The sequence below is a fragment of the Bradyrhizobium sp. 155 genome, assembly GCF_023101105.1.
GTDB classification, from domain to species: domain Bacteria; phylum Pseudomonadota; class Alphaproteobacteria; order Rhizobiales; family Xanthobacteraceae; genus Bradyrhizobium; species Bradyrhizobium canariense_D.
The window spans coordinates 2,651,078-2,668,749 of the sequence record NZ_CP064704.1; the positions used below are offsets into that span (position 1 = coordinate 2,651,078).

Sequence of the window (17,672 nt, forward strand, 5' to 3'; positions counted from 1 at the left end):
TAGCTATCATGTGCAGGGCTGCGCGACCTCGATGCCGCGCTTATGCCAGGGGCTGAGCTTCTCGAGCACTTCCGCACTCAGCGGCGTTGGCCGGCGCGACGCCTCGTCGATCATCACGGCGACCGATGTCGCCGATGCAATGCACTTCCCTTCCGAAAACACCACCTGCTCGAACGTCACCGACGTTCGTCCCAGCTTCACGACGCCGAGACCGAGCTCGATCGTGTTCGGCCAGTGCAGCTCCGCGCGAAAATGGATGTCGAGCCGCACCATGATCCAGGCAAGTCCGGGCGGCGTCAGGCCGTATTCCGGGAGCTTCATCAGCGTGACACGGCCGGTCTCGAAATAGGTGGCGTAGACCGCGTTGTTGACGTGCTGGTTAGGGTCGAGATCGCCGAAGCGGACATTGTCGCTGAGGCGAAAAGGGTAGTCCTCCAGGCGCGGCGTCGTATCGAGGCGGCTTGGTGCGTTCACCGATTGATCTCCGTCATATCGTTGCTGGTTACAGCCCAGTTATCCTGACCCGGCAAGTGGGCGCGGCCGCGGGGCGCTCCCGCTTTTATGCCTTCCCTGATCCATCCCCGTTGGCTAGACAGGCAGGGTCACCTCGGCCCAAAGGGCGCCGTCCCACCGATATCGACCGATAAAGAGACGACATGAGCGACGCGATCAAAACCGATGTGCTGATTATTGGCGCGGGCCCCTGCGGTCTGTTCGCCGCCTTCGAACTGGGCCTTCTCGACATGAAGACGCATTTCGTCGACATCCTCGACAAGGTCGGCGGCCAGTGCGCAGAGCTCTATCCGGAAAAGCCGATCTACGACATTCCTGGCATTCCGCAGGTTTCGGGGCAGGGCCTCACCGACGCGCTGATGGAGCAGATCAAGCCGTTCCATCCGACCTTCCATCTCGGCGAGATGATCGAGACCGTGGAGAAAATCGGCGATCCGCTGTTCCGCTGCACCACGGACGCCGGCAAGGTGTTCGAATGCAAGGTGCTGGTGATCGCTGCCGGCGGCGGCTCGTTCCAGCCCAAGCGTCCCCCGGTGCCGGGGATCGAAGCCTATGAAGGAAGCTCGGTGCACTACGCCGTGCGCAAGATGGAGACGTTCCGCGACAAGAACGTGCTGATCGTGGGCGGCGGCGATTCCGCGCTCGATTGGACGCTCAATCTGCATCCGATCGCCAAGCGCATCACGCTTCTGCACCGTCGCGACGATTTTCGCGCCGCGCCCCACAGCGTCGAGCAGATGCGCGCGCTGGTCGCGGCCGGCAAGATGGATCTTCGGCTCGGCCAGGTCACTGCGCTGTCAGGCAATGAGGGCAAGCTGAGCGGCGCCACCGTGAAGGGCAACGACAACAGCGTGAACGAAATTGCCTGTGACACCATGCTGCCGTTCTTCGGGCTGACCATGAAGCTCGGTCCGGTCGCGAACTGGGGCATCGCGCTGGAGAACAATCTGGTGCCGGTCGAGACATCCGCGTTCGAGACCAACGTGCCAGGCATCTTCGCGATCGGCGACATCAACACCTATCCCGGCAAGATCAAGCTGATCCTGTGCGGCTTCCACGAAGGCGCGCTGATGTCGCAAAAAGCCCATCGCTACGTCTATCCGGGGAAGCGGCTCGTGTTCCAGTACACGACGTCGTCCTCCAGCCTGCAAAAGAAGCTCGGCGTCAACTGATGGCGGGGGCGATGCCTCATGTTTCTGGTGCTGGAACAGTTCGCGAAATCGCCGTAGTCTGCGGCCATTGCAGCTGGCGGCTTAGCAAGGCGATTGGCTCAGCAAGGTGATGAAAATGCGGACTCTCTTTTTCAGCTTTCGGCTGTTCTCGCTTCTCGCGCTCGCGATGACGCTCGGTGCGGTGAGCCCGGTTGTGGCGCAAGTGCAGCAGCCGACCGCCGCAGGCCTCTGGCAGAAGGTCGAAGACGGCAAGACGGTGGGATGGTTTCTCTTCATCGACCACAACGGTGTGTTCGAAGGCGTCATCGCAAAAACCTTCCCGCGGCCCGGCGACGACCCGAACGAGATCTGCGCCAAATGCACGGACGATCGCAAGAACGCGCCGGTGCTCGGGCTCTCCTTCATCCGTGACATGAAGCGCGACGGCTTGAAGTATGACGGCGGCAACGTGGTCAATCCTCGCGACGGCAACATCTGGAAGGCCAAGATGACGGTCAGCCCGGACGGACAGACCCTGACGATGCGCGGTTTCCTCGGCATCTCCCTGTTCGGCAAGGACGAGACCTGGACGCGTCTTCCCGACGCCAACATCGCGCAGGTCGATCCCGCCATCGTCGCGAAATATCTTCCGGCGCAAGCGACCGCCGCGACCAAGCCGGTGCCTGTGGCACCGGCGAAGAAGGGCGGCGCAATGATGGCGCCGGTGCCGAAGCAGTAGGTCTACGTCGCGCGCTGTGCCGCCTGAACTTCGGTAGCTCCACACACCGCCGTCATTGCTCGCGAAGGCGGGGATCCAGTACGCTGCAGCCTGCCCGCGTTCTTGCGCGGTGTCCCCCCGTGCGCAATCGCGCATGCGGCCAGCTATGACAGCGGAGATCTTGGCCCGCGAGCAGCGGTCATACCCGTCGAAAGACCAATGCGTGCCGGACTTGCGCCAGTAGTTCCCCGGAATGCGCGGTGGCGCCGGATTTGCATAGCTATCCGCAAAGCTGTTGGGGGATGAGTCGCCGTCCTTGACGCCTTCGCCGAGTCGCGGAAGGCGGACGGCAGTTATCGCCCCGCGGCGATGATCTCGATCCGCGGAGACGACATGAGACGTGCAATATCGTGTGCCGCCATGCTGCTGGTCCTGACGGTGCTGCTGACGGCCCCGATGATGGCGCGCGACGACGGGCGCTACGCCAACTCGCCATTAAAACCCTGGTTCGAGAGCCTGCACAGCGAATACGGCCAATGCTGCTCGGATGCCGACGGCTATATGGTCGCCGACGTCGACTGGGAATCCGACAAGGGCCGTTATCGCGTGCATCTCGAGGGCGAATGGGTGGTCGTGCCCGACGGCGCCGTCATTACCGAGCCGAACAAGATCGGCCGCACCATGGTGTGGAAGCACTATATCGACGGCCATCCGCGGGTGCGCTGCTTCATGCCGGGCAGCATGACGTAGAGTGAAACGTCATCCCGGGCGACGCGCAGCGTCGAACCCGGAATGGCGTCAAGGCTTAGCGCGCCTCGTTGTTCGCGCTGACGCTCGCAAGCCGCTTCACGCGTGGCGACAGCACCGACATCTGCGCGGGCGAGGCGGGCATGCCGGCGACGATCATCGCGGGCGCAGTCGACTGCTCCTCGACGCCTGCGCCGCCGAGCACCTGGACTTGCGTCGCCGAGATCGGAAACGACATCACTTCGTAAGAGGGAAGCTCGCCGGCGAACGCGCCTGACGAGTTGGCAATCATCGCTGCGGCAACGGCAACCATCGAAAGAACGCGCATTGGAAAATCTCCGTGAGAAGTGCCAATCGGAGGTTAGGTCGCGGTGATGCCGCAACAGGTTCGCCTGTGTGCGAACATTAGATCGCGGTCGCTGATCTATTTAATTGCGTGATGTCGAAGCGCCGAAGCGCGAAGGAAGTTTTCCACGCCAATGTTTCCGGGCGATTTCGCGGAAGTGGTCGCGCGGTGACGTGTCGGTGCCCTACGTGCCGAAACGGCACCAATGCATCCACGCGGCGAGGCAGCGTCCGCGCGCGGCGCTCAGGTCACTGGCGCCGGATTGAACAGCGTCAAATCGTTGTGGATGCCCCAACGATCCGACCAGGGCTTGGTGCGGCCGCTGGCGACGTCGAGGATCAGGCGGAACAGGTCCCAGCCGGTTTCCTCGATGGTCTTCTCGCCGGTGGCGATGCCTCCCGCATCAAAATCGATCAGGTCCTTCCAGCGTCGCGCCAGCTCGCTGCGGGTCGAAACCTTGATCACGGGCGCAGCCGCAAGGCCGTAAGGCGTGCCGCGGCCCGTTGTGAACACCTGCAGCGTCATGCCGGAGGCGAGCTGGAGCGTGCCGCAGATGAAGTCGGACGCCGGCGTTGCCGCAAACAGCATGCCCTTCTGCGTCGCCTTCTCGCCGGGCGAAAGGACGCCGGTGATCGCGCTTGATCCGGACTTGACGATCGAGCCGAGCGACTTCTCGACGATGTTGGCGAGGCCGCCCTTCTTGTTGCCGGGCGTGGTGTTGGCGCTGCGGTCCGCGCCGCCACGGGCCAGATAGGAATCGTACCAGGCCATCTCGCGGACCAGCGCGCGGCCGACGTCCTCGTTGATGGCGCGCCGCGTGAGCAACTGGATCGCGTCGCGCACTTCGGTGACTTCCGAGAACATCACGGTGGCGCCGGCGCGCACCAGCAGGTCGGCGGCGAAGCCGACCGCAGGGTTCGCGGTGACGCCGGAGAACGCGTCGCTGCCCCCGCATTGCAGGCCGATGACGAGATCGGCGGCCGGGCAGGTCTCGCGGGTGCGCTTGTTGAGGATCTTGAGGCGGGCCTCTGCCTGGGTCATGATTGCCTCGACGATGGCGCCAAAGCCGTCGAAGGCTTCATCCTGCATGCGCACGATGGCATTGCTGACGCCTTCCGGCACCAGACGCTCGGGCGCAAGCTTCTCGCAGCCGAGGCTGATGACCAGGATCTCGCCGCCGAAATTCGGGTTCTGTGCGATGTTTTGCAGCGTGCGGATCGGAATCACGGCATCAGGCGCGTTGATGGCGACGCCACAGCCATAGGCATGCGTCAGCGGCACGACGTCGTCGACATTCGGATATTTCGGCAGCAGCTCGGCGCGGATGCGCTTCACCGCATATTCCATCGTGCCCTTGACGCATTGCACCGAGGAGGAGATGCCGAGGATGTTCTTGGTGCCGACCGAGCCGTCGGAATTGCGAAAGCCTTCGAACGTGAAACCTTCGAGCGGCGGCAGCGGCGCGGGAACGGCGGTGGAGATTTCCAGCTTGTCGAGGGCAGGGGCCTCCGGCATGCGGATGCGCGCTTCGTCCACCCATTCGCCGGCCAGTATCGGCGCGAGCGCATGGCCGATCACCTCGCCATAGCGGATGATCGGGGCGTCCTGCGGGATGTCGACCAGCGCCGTCTTGTGTCCCTGCGGCACGAAGGCGCGCAGCGTCAGCCCGCTGGCGAAGCGGGAGCCGGCGGGAAGCCCGAAATCATTGACAACGATCGCGACGTTGTCGCGCTCGTTGAGCTTGATGTAGCGAGGCTGCTCTTTCGCTGCGACTGACTGGTCCATCTGCTTTACCTCGGAAACTCAAGTCGTAGGGTGGGCAAAGGCGCAAAGCGCCGTGCCCACCATGCTTCGTGCCGAACGTAAGCGGTGGGCGCGCCTCGCTTTGCCCACCCTACGATATCTTGCCCGTGGTTAGCCGGGATAGGTATAGGCGGTCTTCACCGTCGTGTAGAACTCGCGGGCATAGGAGCCCTGTTCGCGGGCGCCGTAGCTCGAACCCTTCCGGCCACCGAACGGCACGTGATAGTCGACGCCGGCCGTCGGCAGATTGACCATCACCATGCCGGACTCGCTGTTGCGCTTGTAGTGCGAGGCGTATTTAAGGCTGCTGGTGCAGATGCCGGAGGCGAGGCCGAACTCGGTGTCGTTGGAGATCGCGAGCGCCTCCTCGTAGTTCTTGGCGCGAATGACGGCGGCGACCGGGCCGAAGACCTCCTCGCGCGAAATGCGCATGTTGTTGTTGGCCTCGGTGAACAGCGCCGGCTGGAGGTAGTGGCCGGGCGTTTCGCGCTTGAGCAACTCGCCGCCCCAGGCGAGCTTGGCACCCTCGTCCTGGCCGATCTTGATGTAGCGCAGGTCCTGGTCGAGCTGGCTCTGGTCGACCACCGGGCCGATATGCACGCCGGCCTTGAGCGCGTCGTCCACCGTGAGGCCTTTCAGGCGCTCGGTCACCGCCGCAACGAAACGGTCGTGAATACCTTCGGTGACGATCAGGCGCGAGGACGCCGTGCAGCGCTGGCCGGTGGAGAAATAGGCGCCGTTGACGGCGACTTCGACGGCGGTCTTGAGATCGGCGTCGTCGAGCACGACCAGCGGGTTCTTGCCGCCCATCTCGAGCTGGAATTTCTTCATGTTGCTCGAGGTCACGCAAGCCTGCGCGATCTTGCGCCCCGTCTGCACCGAGCCGGTGAAGGTGATCGCGGCGACGTCGGGATGCTCGATCAGGGTCTGGCCGACCACGGAGCCCGAGCCGACAACGAGGTTGAACACGCCGGCCGGAATGCCGGAGCGGGTGATGATCTCGGACAGCGCATGCGCCGAGCCCGGCACCAGTTCGGCAGGCTTGAACACCACCGTGTTGCCATAGCAGAGCGCGGGGGCGATCTTCCAGGCGGGGATCGCGATCGGGAAATTCCAGGGCGTGATCATGCCGACGACGCCCATCGGCTCACGGGTGAGCTCGACGTCGATGCCGGGACGGACGGAAGCGCCCTTCTCGCCGATCATGCGCAGCGCCTCGCCGGCGAAGAATGCGAAGATCTGGCCGGCGCGCGCGACCTCGCCAATTCCTTCCGGCAGCGTCTTGCCTTCCTCGCGGGCGAGCAGGCGGCCGAGATCTTCCTTACGGGCGATGATTTCGAGAGAGATCTTGTTCAGCGCGTCATAACGCGCCTGGGGTGTCGACTGCGCCCAAGCGGGGAAGGCGGCCTTGGCGGCTGCGATCGCCTTCTCGGTCTGGGCCTTGTCGGCCTTGGCGTATTCGCCGACGACGTCGTTGGTGTTGGAGGGGTTGATGTTCTTGGTGACGGCGGAGCCATCGACCCATTCGCCGCCGATGAAGTTCTTCAGGATCGCAGTCATAGCTTCCTCCAGAGTTTTTAACGAACCAGGCAAGGACGCTTGTCGTCGAAGGTCCAGCCGGGGATCAGGTCCTGCATGGCAATAGCGTCATCGCGGGCGCCGAGTCCATGCTGCTTGTAGAGGTTATGCGCGGCGTCGATGGCGGCCCTGTCGATTTCGATACCCAGGCCCGGCCTATCCGGCACCGCGATCTTGCCGGCCTTGATCTGGAGCGGCTCCTTCGTCAGGGCCTGACCGTCCTGCCAGATCCAGTGTGTGTCGATCGCGGTGACCTTGCCGGGGGCGGCGGCGCCGACATGGGTGAACATGGCGAGCGAGATGTCGAAATGGTTGTTGGAGTGCGAACCCCAGGTCAGGCCGTTGTCGCGGCAGGTCTGGGCCACGCGCACCGAGCCTTGCATGGTCCAGAAATGGGGATCGGCCAGCGGAATGTCCACCGCGCCGAGGCGCAGCGCATGGGACAATTGCCGCCAATCGGTCGCGATCATGTTGGTCGCGGTCGGCAGGCCCGTTGCGCGGCGGAACTCGGCCATGATCTCACGGCCGGAGAAGCCGCCTTCGGCGCCGCAGGGGTCCTCGGCATAGGCGAGGATGCCGTGCATGTCCTTGCAGAGGCTGATGGCCTCGTCGAGCGACCATGCGCCGTTCGGATCCAGAGTCACGCGCGCATTCGGAAAGCGCCTGGCGATCGCGGTGACGGCCTCGATCTCCTGCTCGCCGCGCAGCACGCCGCCCTTGAGCTTGAAATCGGCGAAGCCGTAATGGTCGTGGGTGGCTTCCGCGAGCCGCACCACGGTCTCCGGCGTCATCGCCTCCTGATGGCGGAGGTTGAACCATTCCGCCTTGCCGGTCTCGCCGCCGACATAGTCGAGCTTGGATTTGCGGCCGTCGCCGACGAAGAAGAGATAGCCCAGCGTCTCGACGCTGGTGCGCTGCTGGCCCTCGCCGAGCAGGGCTGCGACCGGCAGGTTGAGATGCTGGCCGAGCAAATCGAGCAGCGCGGACTCCACGGCCGTGACGGCGTGGATCATGACGCGGAGATCAAAAGTCTGCTTGCCGCGGCCGCCGGCATCGCGATCGGCGAAGGCGGTCCTGATATCGGCGAGGATGTTGTTCATCGCGCCGACGGTCTTGCCGATCACGAGATCACGGGCGTCCTGCAGTGTCTGCCAGATCTTCTGCCCGCCAGGCACCTCGCCGAAGCCGGTGTGACCGGCATTGTCGGTGAGGATGACGATGTTGCGGGTGAAGAACGGCGCATGCGCGCCGCTCAGATTGAGGAGCATGCTGTCACGGCCTGCGACCGGGATCACCTGCATCGCGGTGACGACCGGTGCGCCAGTGATCTCGGTGTTGACCATCGCAGGCTCCTCCCTGTGTTGTTGTTATTCTGCAGCCTGTTGTGACGATCGGATGGCGGGCAGATTCTCCACCAGCGCCGTGACTTCCGCGATCTCCTGCTCGGTGAGGTCGGTCAGCGGCGGGCGGACCGGGCCGGAATCGCGGCCGATCACCTTCATGCCGGCCTTGATGATCGAGACCGCATAGCCCTTCTTGCGGTTGCGGATCGCGATGAGGGGCAGGATGAAGTCCTTCAGGCCGGCGTGGATCGTCGCGTGGTCGCGCTTGCGCACGGCGGCGTAGAAATTGGTGGCGAATTCCGGAACGAAGTTGAATACCGCCGAGGAGTAGGTGGTCACGCCCATGTCGAGGTAGGGCAGTGCGAAGGTCTCAGCGGTCGGCAGGCCGCCGATATAGGTCAGGCGGTCGCCGAGCTTGGTGTAGACGCGGGTCATCAGCTCGATGTCGCCGATGCCGTCCTTGTAGCCGACGAGGTTCGGGCAGCGTTCGGCGAGGCGGGCGAGCGTATCGGGCTGGAGGATGGCGTTGTCGCGGTTGTAGACGATGACGCCGATCTTCACGGAGGCGCAGATCGCTTCCACGTGGGCAGCAAGGCCGTCCTGCTCGGCATGGGTGAGATAGGGCGGCAGCAGCAACAAGCCGTCGGCGCCGGCCTTCTCCGCGCCGATCGCGATCTCGCGCGCGGTGGCGGTGCCGTAGCCGGTGCCGGCGAGGACGGGCACGCGGCCCTTGGTCTCGTCCACGGCGATCTTGACGACCTGCGGAACCTCGGCCGCCGTCAGCGAGAAGAACTCGCCGGTGCCGCCTGCGGCAAACAGGCCTGCGACGTCATAGCCGCACAGCCAGTCCATGTTGGCGCGGTAGGTCGCCTCGTCGAAGGAGTAATCCGCCTTGAACGGCGTGACGGGGAAGGACAGGAGGCCGGATCCGATCTTCTGGGCCATTTCCTGCGGGGTCATCTTGCTCATGGGCGCTGCTCCCTGGTCTCGTGTTGTGGAGGACGCAAAGGCTGCGCGTCCATGCGCCGTGGTTTAGGAGACCGTTCGATGCGGGTCCAAGCCAAAGCCTATATCGACCGATGCGAAATCAGCATCAATCTTCCATCACCTCCGCCGAGGACAATTCGCTCGCGATTTTGACGAGTGCCGAGAGCAGCGGATTCTCGTCGTCGCGGCGCCAGACCATGAACAACTCGACCGGGACGCGGGTGCGCAGCTTCAGCGGCCGCAGGCGGACGTCCGCGATCTTCAGGCTCGCGGCCGCCGCCGGCACGATGGCGAGGCCGAGGCCGGCGCGCACCATGGCGAGGATGGAGTGGATCTGGCTCAGGTGCTGCACATAGCGCGGCAGGATGTCGGCGCGGGTGAACAGCGCCACCAGCACGTCGTGGAAGTAGCGGCTCTCATAGGGCGAATACATCACGAAGGGCTGGTTGTCGAAATCCTTGATCGTGATGGTCTCGGCATTTGCCAGCGGATGCTTTTTCGGGATCGCGGCGAGCAGGGGCTCGGCGACGACGCGGCGGCTGGCGATTTCGGGGCGCGCGATCGGCGGCCTGAGCAGGCCGGCATCGATCTGGCCCGAGGTCAACGCCTCGAACTGGTCGCCCGACACCATCTCCTTCAGCGAGAAGTCCACCTCGGGCAGCTTGGCGCGGCAGGCGGCGACGAGCTCCGGGAGGAAGCCGTAGGCTGCGGCTGCGGTGAAGCCGATCTTCAGCGAGCCGGACTTGCCGAGCGCGATACGGCGGGCGACCTGCGAGGCGCTTTCAGCAAGCTTCAGGATGCGCCGCGCTTCCGGCAGGAAGCTGCGCCCGGCAGGCGTCAGGCGCACCGAGCGGCTGGTACGCTCCAGCAGCGGCGCATCGATGATGTGCTCGAGCACCTGGATCTGCCGGGACAGCGGCGGCTGGGTCATGTTCAGCCGCGCGGCGGCGCGGCCGAAATGCAATTCCTCCGCTACCGTGACGAAACAGCGGAGCTGGTTGAGGTCGAACATCGATACATGCCTTAGATGGATAAGGCGTTTCCCCGGCGCTTCTAGCATCGATTACTCCCAAAACAAAGACGGCGGCCGTGAAGCCGCCGTTAAGTTGCCTGGTCAAGCTCCCATGGGGAGCCCTCAGGAGGAACGTTTGAGCACCACGCGCTCGATCTTGCCCACGACCACGAGATAGGCGAATGCGGCCACCAGCGCATTGGCGCCGACGAATATCAGCGCCCCGTTGAAGGAGCCGGTCGCGGCCAGGATGTAACCGATCACGATCGGAGTGCTGATCGAGGAGAGATTGCCGAAGGTGTTGAACAGGCCGCCCGAGACGCCGCCGGCTTCCTTCGGCGAGGTGTCGGAGACGACAGCCCAGCCGAGCGCGCCGATGCCCTTGCCGAAGAAGGCGAGCGCCATGAAGCCGACCACCAGCGCCTGGCCGTCGACATAGTTGCAGGCGATGATCGACATCGACAGCAGCATGCCGCCGACGATCGGGATCTTGCGCGCCATCGTCAACGAGCCGGTCTTGCGCAGGATTGCGTCGGAGATGACGCCGCCGAGCACGCCGCCGATGAAGCCGCACAGCGCCGGCAGTGTCGCGACGAAGCCGGCTTGCAGGATCGAGAGGCCGCGCTCCTTGACGAGGTAGACCGGGAACCAGGTCAGGAAAAAATAGGTCAGCGTGTTGATGCAGTACTGGCCGAGATAGACGCCGAGCATCATGCGGTTGGAAAGCAGCTGGCGGATATGGTCCCATCCGGAGCCGGGCTCGGGCGCGCGCTCTTCCTTGGGAGCGTCGAGGTCGACCAGCGCACCACCTGCCTTGATGTAATCGAATTCAGCCTCGTTGACGCCGGGGTGCTCTTTCGGCCCGTAGACGGTCTTGATCCAGACCAGGCCCATGACGATTCCGAGCGCGCCCATCACGAAGAACACATAGCGCCAGCCGTAGTCGTGCGCGATCCAGCCCATCAGCGGCGCGAAGATCACTGTTGCGAAATACTGCCCGGAATTAAAGAACGCGGACGCGGTCCCTCGCTCGTTGCTCGGAAACCAGGCCGCGACGATGCGAGCATTGGCGGGGAACGAGGGCGCTTCGGCGATGCCGACAAGGAAGCGCAGGCCGAACAGCACGGTGATCGCGGTGCCGGCGCTGAAGAAGCCGACCCAGCCTTGCATCGTCGTGAACAGCGACCAGACGATGATGCTGAAGGCATAGACAAGCCGGGAGCCGTAGCGGTCGAGCAGCCAGCCGCCCGGCACCTGCGCGATCACATAGGACCATCCGAACGCCGAGAAGATGTAGCCCATCGCGACGGGATCGAGGTGCAGCTCCTTGGAGAGCGCGGGTCCCGCGATCGACAACGTGGCGCGGTCGGCATAATTGACGGTCGTGACCAGGAACAACATGGTCACGATGAACAGCCTGACGCGAGACCTTCTCACATCCGCTGCGGACATCACTGCGCTCATGACGCGCCTCCTTAGAACTCGAAACGTTTCCCCACTGCGACTCCTAGAGGTGCGCGCGGCAAAGTGTCCAAGTTCAAGGCAGTATCGATCGATGCTGCTTTTGGATTGATGGAACGGCAGGTGGGAGGAACGATCGAGGTGACGGCGAACCCGATCGCACCACGCGCGCCGTTGTCATTCCCGCGAAGGCGGGGAATCCAGTACGCCGCGACGTCTCGATTCAATTACGTCTGTCACGAAGTACTGGATCGCCCGCCTGCGCGGGCGACGACAGTGTGCGGGTAGAGGCCGCGCGCGTTTACTGCCGCGCGCCGGGCAGCAGCGGCGCGAGCAGCCCGCGTGTCACGCCCGGCGGTGCCGCATCCAGACCCAGCACGGCGCTTGCGGCCGGGAGCGCCGCGTCCGCCATCGCGGCGTGGCCTTCGGCGCTCGGATGCACGGCGCCGCCATAGACGGCGGAGAGCACGCCCCAGGTCGCGTCATGGATGTCAGTCGGCTGGCTTGCTGCCGGCAAGCCTTGCGGATAGGTCATCGCGGCGAAATAGCTGTCATTGGCGTCGCGGATCCAGCGCGCGCGCGGCAAATAGGCGCGGAATTCGGAGGCGCCGCGGCCGCACAGCATTGGCTGGCTCGCCGCGCTCACGATGTCAGGATTGAAGCTCTGGCCGTTCTCGGCAAAGCAGGTGCGGTCGAATTCAGGATCGTTGCCCGAATGCGCGCAGAAGCCGTGATCGGCGAACGCCGCCTGATGCGAATCCACGAAGGTCATGCGATCGGCCTCGGGATCGCGGCACAGCGCGCCGCGGGTGCAGGTGGCGAGCCCCTTCAGTTGCGGCAGGAATTCGGTGTCGACGAAAGTCGAGACGCGGGCGAGGCGCTGCGGATCGGCGTTGAAGGATGGATGGATGTCGAAGCCGGCGCGGCCGCCGCGGCAGGGCACCCCGCCATCGGCGAGCGCCGGGTTGGCGTAAGAGACGTAGACCACGTGCGAGAGGTCGCCGCCGACCAGCGGCTTCAGCGCCTCACGCAGCTTGACGAAATTCTGCGGCAGCTCGCGCGCCAGCGCATCGCGGGAATCATCGACGCTCGCCATCACGCCGGAGCGCCGGAATATCGCGCGCTCGGTTGCGGTCTCGACGATCACGTCGGCGACGAGGCCGGAGAAATAGACGTCGTTGGCGCCGACCGAGAGCAGCACGAGGTCGAGCGTGCGTTCGGGCTGGCGTTTCCTGGCGGCGGTCAGCGCCTCACGCAGCTCGGCGACCTGCGCGTTCACGCTGATATTGCAGACGCCGGTCTTTCCGGGCGGGCATTCGCGGGCGCGCTGCGAGCCGAGCAGCCCGTCGCTGATGCTGGCGCCGGTGCAGGCGAGCGGCAGAAAGGTCACCGCGACATGGGTGTAGCGTACCGCAAGCGCCAGCGCGGTGCGGGCCTGGTAGCTGTAGAGTGATCGGTGGCAAGGCGAATTGAACCAGAGCGCGCTGTAGCGCTGCCAGTTTGCAAGCGTATCCGGCGCTTCGCAGGCGCGGCCGCCCTTGAAGCCGGCGCGGCTCGGCCGGTAATACTGCGCACCGGCGGTGCCGAGATAGGAGCGGAAGCAAAAACCTTCGTCCGACAGCGCTAGCGGCCGGTCCGGATTGCCTTCGCCCGAGGCGATGCTGTCTCCGAGGCCAGCGACGAAGATGTCCCGGACCTGGATCTCGGTCTGGACCCGCTGGGTCGGATCGGAGCCGGAGGAGACATCGACGCTCGCGACCGTCTGTTTGCCGTAGCGGACCCGCAGATTGATCGGCTCGGCGCAGTCGAAGGTGGATTGTTGCGGCCCGTCGCCGTCGTCGAACGACCAGGCGCAGGTGGCGCCGACCGGCACCGCGCCGGCGAGGCGCACGGTGACGGGATGGTCGATGGGGGTGAGGTAGTTTTCCTTCGTGTTGTCGCGGGTGCAGGGCTGGTTGACCCGGCCCTGGAGGTCGATGCAGAGCCGGTTGACCATGTTGCGGGCCCAGCCGCGGCCCTCGCTCTGGAGCTCCAGCGATTGCTCGGCGGCGAGGATGCTGCGGTTACGCGCGTTCTCGACATGGAGCAGGAAGTCGCGCTCCTCGCGGAACAGCCGGAAGCGGTTGCGCACCTCCCAGCTGATCTGCATGGCGCCCGCGTCCTGCGCGGCCGTCCGCTCCGGCGGGAAGGCGGTGAGGAGCCCGGCGAGCAGCAGGGCACCGGCGAGGAAACGGCGATGGAAGAAAGGGATCATGGCCCGCGTCTTCAACGGCAAAGTTGAGGCGGAAATAAGAGAGCTGCTCTCCGCCTGCAACATTGGTCTGACGGTTTTGCGGGCCGGCGTCCAGCGGACTGTCGTGGGCGCATGATCTTTTCGGAAAACCGCTTCGCACTTCTCCGGATCACGCTCAGCGTTTGCTGGCCTGCCGCAGCGACCGCTCGCGCTCCATCGCTGCCACCTGCTTGGGCAGGTTGGCCTGCGCGCAGGCCTCCGCCAGCCGGCGGCGCTCCTGCCAGGGCTCCACCACATTCATCCAGAGCTCGCGTGCGCCCATGATGGAGATGGCAAGACCGAACGGGATCACGAAATAGAGGATGCGGAAGACGAGGAGCGTGGCCAGAAGCTGCTCGCGGCCGAATTCGGGCAGCGCCACCAGCATGGCGGCGTCGAACACGCCGAGCGAGCCGGGGGCGTGGCTGGCGAAGCCGAGCAAAGTCGCCAAAATGAACACCACGGAGAGCGAGAGGAAGTCGATCTGCGGAGTGGCCGGCACCAGAAGGTACATCGCCAGCGCGCAGAATCCGAGATCGACGACGCCGATCAGGATCTGCACCAGCGTCAGCGGCGCTGAGGGCAGCACCACCTTCCAGCCTTTCTGGCCAAGCTCGCGGCGCTTCTCGCCCATGCACAGCCAGACCAGATAGGCGCCGATCGAGGCGAGGCCGCCGATCGCAATCAGCCGGTTGATCGACGACGGCAGCTGATCCATGTAGGAGGCGGCATCCGGATGGATGGCCATGCCGATCGAGAGCACGAAGATGTTACCGAGCCAAAAGGTCAGGCCCGACAGGAAGCAGATTTTTGCGACGTCGATCGCATTCAGCCCGTAATCCGAATAGATACGGAAGCGGATCGCGCCGCCGGTGAAGACGGTGGCGCCGATGTTGTGGCCGATCGAATAGGACGTGAAGCTGGAGAGCGCTGCAATGCGATAGGGCACGTGCTTCTTGCCGATCGTTCGCAGTGCAAAAAAGTCGTAGAAGGTCAGCGTACAGAACGCGAAGCATACGCAGATCGCCGCCAGCCCGATATTGCCGCGGGGGATCTCGGTCAACGCGGTCAGGATGACCCCGGTGTCGATCCCCTTGAGCGTCCGCACCAGCGTGGTGATCGCGAACGCGATGATGAAGACGCTCGCCGCAACGCCGAGTCGCCGCCAGCCGATCCATCTCTTGAAGCCGCGCTTCAGCGCGGTCAGCAGTCCGTGCATTCATCCTCCCGGCGGGGGGCAAGACCGACCAGGCCAGACATTGGCCGGTCGGATGCGATCAGTGCCCGATGTGGGCTTGGATCGCTAGGCATGATGTAGCTCATTTAAGGCAAAAACAGTGACTTGTGCAGCCCTTGACAAGGATAGGTTCTGCCTTGGACCAGCCACTTTGTCATACGCGGTTCACATCGGACGCGCGTTAAGCATATGAGTCGGGGGATCGGTCGCGTCCGTCCGTGACATAGTCTCAGATCCTGCATGGCCGGCATTGTTCCAGCGCAAGAGATGAGGGCTTTTTTGGAACGACGATGCCGTGCGCTGGTTAGTGCCGCATCAGCAATCGAACATGGCGGAATAACCGGCTTCTCCTGCAAGCCGGTGCCTCCGTGTTCCCACAACCCGAGAGGATCGGACCGATGGGATTGTTCACAAAAGACATCAAAACCATGAACGACCTGTTCGTGCATCAGCTCCAGGACATCTATTACGCCGAGCAGCAGCTCACCAAGGCTCTGCCGAAAATGGCGGATAAGGCGACCGATCCGCAGCTGAAGCAGGGCTTTTTGACGCACCTCGAAGAAACCAGGGAGCACGTCAAGCGCCTCGAGGAAGTGTTCAAGATGCACGGTGCGCAGGTGAAGGCGGTTGATTGCCCCGCGATCGACGGCATCATCGAGGAAGCCGACGAGACCGCCGGCGAAGTCGCCGACAAGGCGGTGCTCGACGCCGCGCTGATCAACGCGGCACAGGCAGCGGAGCATTACGAGATCGTCCGCTACGGCAGCCTGATCGCCTGGGCCAAGCAACTCGGCCGCAACGACTGCGCCAGCGTGCTCGCCAAGACGCTCGAGGAGGAGAAGGCCACCGACAAGAAGCTGACCACGATCGCCGAGAGCAAGGTGAATCTGCGCGCTGCGAGCTGAGGCCAGGCGTAGCCAGAATAGAGCGTCGCGCGGCCATCCGCGCGACGCTCGAACATGACGCATCCGTCACGCATCCATCATTCGATCCTTGTCGTAACATGACGAGGGGCTGGAAGCGTATCGTTCGCATGGGGCTGCAACCGAGATGGCAGCATGCGAGTAAGCACCGCAAGATACGAAGCCTTCGAAGCCGGCGTGCCGCATTCCGGCTCCCGGCTTGCAACGTCCCTCACCCTTGCCGCGATGAGCCTTGGTTATGGCGTGGTGCAACTTGACGTCACCATCGTCAACACCGCGCTCGACGCGATGGGCAGGACGCTCGGCGGCGGCGTCGCTGAGCTGCAATGGGTTGTCAGCGCCTACACCATTGCGTTTGCCGCCTTCATCCTGACGGCCGGCGCGCTCGGCGACCGCATCGGCGCCAAGCGCGTCTTCATGGCGGGCTTCGCAATCTTCACCGCGGCCTCGCTCGCCTGTGCGCTGTCGCCCAATGCGACCGTGCTGATTGGGGCGCGGCTGGTCCAGGGCCTGGCGGCGGCGATCCTGGTGCCGAATTCTCTTGCCCTGCTCAATCATGCCTATCCGGACGACCGCGAGCGCGGCCGCGCCGTCGCGATCTGGGCCGCCGGTGCGAGCCTCGCGCTCACCGCGGGCCCCTTCGTCGGCGGCGCGCTGATCACGCTGGTCGGCTGGCGCGCGATCTTTCTCGTCAACCTTCCGATCGGCCTCATCGGCCTTTGGCTGAGTTGGCGCTATGCGACCGAGACCACGCGCGCGCCCTCACGCGAGATCGATCTGCCCGGCCAGCTCGCGGCAATTGGTGCGCTGGGGGCGCTCGCCGGCGCGATCATCGAGGGGGGCGCGCTTGGCTGGCAGCATCCGGCTGTGCTCGCGGCGTTCGCTTCAGCCGCTCTCCTGGCGGTGCTGTTCGTCTGGCGCGAGAGCCGCGCGACGCAGCCGATGCTGCCCCTGTCCCTGTTCGATCACCGGCTGTTCAGCCTGACCGCGCTCGTCGGCCTGCTCGTGAACGTCGCGATTTACGGGTTGATCTTCGTGCTCAGCCTTTACTTCCAGAGGATCAACGGCCTGTCGGCGTGGTGGACCGGTCTCGCCTTCGTGCCGATGATGGCGGTGGTGCTGCCGGTCAATCTGCTGGCCCCGCGCCTCGCCGAGCGTATCGGCCCGTGCCCGACCATCGTCGTCGGAGCCTGCGTCTCGGCGCTCGGCTGTCTCGGCCTGCTGTGGATCGAGGCCGGCACAAGCTATTGGGCGATCTTTGCGCAGATGATCGCGATCAGCAGCGGACTTGGGCTGCTGGTGCCGCCGCTGACCTCGACCTTGCTGGGCAGCGTCGAGAAGGCACGCTCCGGCATCGCGGCGGGCGTCCTGAACGCGACGCGGCAGACAGGCAGCGTGCTCGGCGTTGCGCTGTTCGGTTCGCTGGTGGCCTCGGAAGGCGCGTTTGTGACCGGCCTGCACCTGTCGCTGGTCGTGTCGGCGGCCGTGCTGCTGCTCGCCGCCGCCGTGATCGGCCTCGGCGCGCCTTCGCGCGGATGAACAATCCGAGCGATTGAACACAGCTTCCGTTCACCATCCCCG

At 64.7% G+C, this 17,672-nt stretch carries 15 protein-coding genes; 5 read left to right on the forward strand and 10 right to left on the reverse strand.

Annotated elements, in window-relative coordinates; translation table 11 throughout:
- Positions 1-6: 6 nt before the first annotated feature.
- Positions 7-474 carry an acyl-CoA thioesterase gene (locus IVA93_RS12780; RefSeq protein ID WP_018457535.1) on the reverse strand — a complete coding sequence of 156 codons (468 nt, stop codon included), beginning with the start codon at positions 472-474 and terminating at the stop codon, positions 7-9.
- Between the two features lie 182 nt (positions 475-656).
- Between IVA93_RS12780 and IVA93_RS12785 the strand changes: the two genes are divergently transcribed.
- The 3 genes from IVA93_RS12785 (at position 657) to IVA93_RS12795 (ending at position 3,132) form a co-directional block, all read left to right on the forward strand.
- Complete coding sequence (locus IVA93_RS12785; RefSeq protein WP_018457536.1) at positions 657-1,685, forward strand: NAD(P)/FAD-dependent oxidoreductase; 1,029 nt, start codon at positions 657-659, stop codon at positions 1,683-1,685.
- Positions 1,686-1,800: 115 nt separating this feature from the next.
- Positions 1,801-2,403 (forward strand): DUF2147 domain-containing protein, encoded by a 603-nt coding sequence (locus IVA93_RS12790; protein ID WP_026233392.1) that lies wholly within the window; start codon positions 1,801-1,803, stop codon positions 2,401-2,403.
- 372 nt (positions 2,404-2,775) lie between these two features.
- Entirely contained in the window at positions 2,776-3,132 is a 357-nt protein-coding gene (locus IVA93_RS12795) for a hypothetical protein (RefSeq protein WP_026233393.1), read from the forward strand.
- A gap of 55 nt (positions 3,133-3,187) precedes the next feature.
- Here IVA93_RS12795 and IVA93_RS12800 read toward each other — a convergent pair whose 3' ends face one another.
- From IVA93_RS12800 to IVA93_RS12840, 9 genes are all read right to left on the reverse strand, one after another.
- A complete protein-coding gene (locus IVA93_RS12800; RefSeq protein ID WP_247541684.1) occupies positions 3,188-3,457 on the reverse strand; it encodes a hypothetical protein in 270 nt (89 codons plus the stop codon).
- A 261-nt stretch (positions 3,458-3,718) separates the two neighbouring features.
- Positions 3,719-5,260 (reverse strand): galactarate dehydratase, encoded by a 1,542-nt coding sequence (garD, locus tag IVA93_RS12805; protein WP_018457540.1) that lies wholly within the window; start codon positions 5,258-5,260, stop codon positions 3,719-3,721.
- A 129-nt stretch (positions 5,261-5,389) separates the two neighbouring features.
- The gene (locus IVA93_RS12810) at positions 5,390-6,838 is read right to left on the reverse strand and encodes an aldehyde dehydrogenase family protein (protein ID WP_018457541.1); all 1,449 of its coding nucleotides are present in this window, start codon (positions 6,836-6,838) and stop codon (positions 5,390-5,392) included.
- A 17-nt stretch (positions 6,839-6,855) separates the two neighbouring features.
- Positions 6,856-8,199 (reverse strand): glucarate dehydratase, encoded by a 1,344-nt coding sequence (gudD, locus tag IVA93_RS12815; protein ID WP_247541685.1) that lies wholly within the window; start codon positions 8,197-8,199, stop codon positions 6,856-6,858.
- 24 nt (positions 8,200-8,223) lie between these two features.
- Positions 8,224-9,168 (reverse strand): 5-dehydro-4-deoxyglucarate dehydratase, encoded by a 945-nt coding sequence (kdgD, locus tag IVA93_RS12820; protein ID WP_247619308.1) that lies wholly within the window; start codon positions 9,166-9,168, stop codon positions 8,224-8,226.
- A gap of 124 nt (positions 9,169-9,292) precedes the next feature.
- Positions 9,293-10,198 carry a LysR family transcriptional regulator gene (locus IVA93_RS12825; RefSeq protein WP_027518955.1) on the reverse strand — a complete coding sequence of 302 codons (906 nt, stop codon included), beginning with the start codon at positions 10,196-10,198 and terminating at the stop codon, positions 9,293-9,295.
- Positions 10,199-10,321: 123 nt separating this feature from the next.
- Positions 10,322-11,662, reverse strand: coding sequence for an MFS transporter (locus IVA93_RS12830; protein WP_085383951.1), 1,341 nt, complete (start codon positions 11,660-11,662; stop codon positions 10,322-10,324).
- 298 nt (positions 11,663-11,960) lie between these two features.
- Positions 11,961-13,913, reverse strand: coding sequence for an SGNH/GDSL hydrolase family protein (locus IVA93_RS12835; protein ID WP_247337263.1), 1,953 nt, complete (start codon positions 13,911-13,913; stop codon positions 11,961-11,963).
- Between the two features lie 154 nt (positions 13,914-14,067).
- Positions 14,068-15,150, reverse strand: a complete 1,083-nt coding sequence (locus IVA93_RS12840) for a lysylphosphatidylglycerol synthase transmembrane domain-containing protein (RefSeq protein ID WP_018457547.1) — start codon at positions 15,148-15,150, stop codon at positions 14,068-14,070.
- A gap of 416 nt (positions 15,151-15,566) precedes the next feature.
- Between IVA93_RS12840 and IVA93_RS12845 the strand changes: the two genes are divergently transcribed.
- Together IVA93_RS12845 and IVA93_RS12850 are read left to right on the forward strand one after the other, a co-directional pair.
- Complete coding sequence (locus tag IVA93_RS12845) at positions 15,567-16,073, forward strand: YciE/YciF ferroxidase family protein (RefSeq protein ID WP_007612365.1); 507 nt, start codon at positions 15,567-15,569, stop codon at positions 16,071-16,073.
- A gap of 153 nt (positions 16,074-16,226) precedes the next feature.
- Entirely contained in the window at positions 16,227-17,630 is a 1,404-nt protein-coding gene (locus IVA93_RS12850; RefSeq protein WP_085348844.1) for an MFS transporter, read from the forward strand.
- Positions 17,631-17,672 lie beyond the last annotated feature (42 nt).

What these genes read in the sequence shown, in the direction of transcription:
- IVA93_RS12785 (WP_018457536.1), top strand. Translation starts at nt 657, where the DNA reads ATGAGCGACGCGATCAAAACCGATGTGCTGATTATTGGCGCGGGCCCC.
- IVA93_RS12790 (WP_026233392.1), top strand. Translation starts at nt 1,801, where the DNA reads ATGCGGACTCTCTTTTTCAGCTTTCGGCTGTTCTCGCTTCTCGCGCTC.
- IVA93_RS12795 (WP_026233393.1), top strand. Translation starts at nt 2,776, where the DNA reads ATGAGACGTGCAATATCGTGTGCCGCCATGCTGCTGGTCCTGACGGTG.
- IVA93_RS12800 (WP_247541684.1), bottom strand. Translation starts at nt 3,457, where the DNA reads ATGCGCGTTCTTTCGATGGTTGCCGTTGCCGCAGCGATGATTGCCAAC.
- garD (WP_018457540.1), bottom strand. Translation starts at nt 5,260, where the DNA reads ATGGACCAGTCAGTCGCAGCGAAAGAGCAGCCTCGCTACATCAAGCTC.
- IVA93_RS12810 (WP_018457541.1), bottom strand. Translation starts at nt 6,838, where the DNA reads ATGACTGCGATCCTGAAGAACTTCATCGGCGGCGAATGGGTCGATGGC.
- gudD (WP_247541685.1), bottom strand. Translation starts at nt 8,199, where the DNA reads ATGGTCAACACCGAGATCACTGGCGCACCGGTCGTCACCGCGATGCAG.
- kdgD (WP_247619308.1), bottom strand. Translation starts at nt 9,168, where the DNA reads ATGAGCAAGATGACCCCGCAGGAAATGGCCCAGAAGATCGGATCCGGC.
- IVA93_RS12825 (WP_027518955.1), bottom strand. Translation starts at nt 10,198, where the DNA reads ATGTTCGACCTCAACCAGCTCCGCTGTTTCGTCACGGTAGCGGAGGAA.
- IVA93_RS12830 (WP_085383951.1), bottom strand. Translation starts at nt 11,662, where the DNA reads ATGAGCGCAGTGATGTCCGCAGCGGATGTGAGAAGGTCTCGCGTCAGG.
- IVA93_RS12835 (WP_247337263.1), bottom strand. Translation starts at nt 13,913, where the DNA reads ATGATCCCTTTCTTCCATCGCCGTTTCCTCGCCGGTGCCCTGCTGCTC.
- IVA93_RS12840 (WP_018457547.1), bottom strand. Translation starts at nt 15,150, where the DNA reads ATGCACGGACTGCTGACCGCGCTGAAGCGCGGCTTCAAGAGATGGATC.
- IVA93_RS12845 (WP_007612365.1), top strand. Translation starts at nt 15,567, where the DNA reads ATGGGATTGTTCACAAAAGACATCAAAACCATGAACGACCTGTTCGTG.
- IVA93_RS12850 (WP_085348844.1), top strand. Translation starts at nt 16,227, where the DNA reads ATGCGAGTAAGCACCGCAAGATACGAAGCCTTCGAAGCCGGCGTGCCG.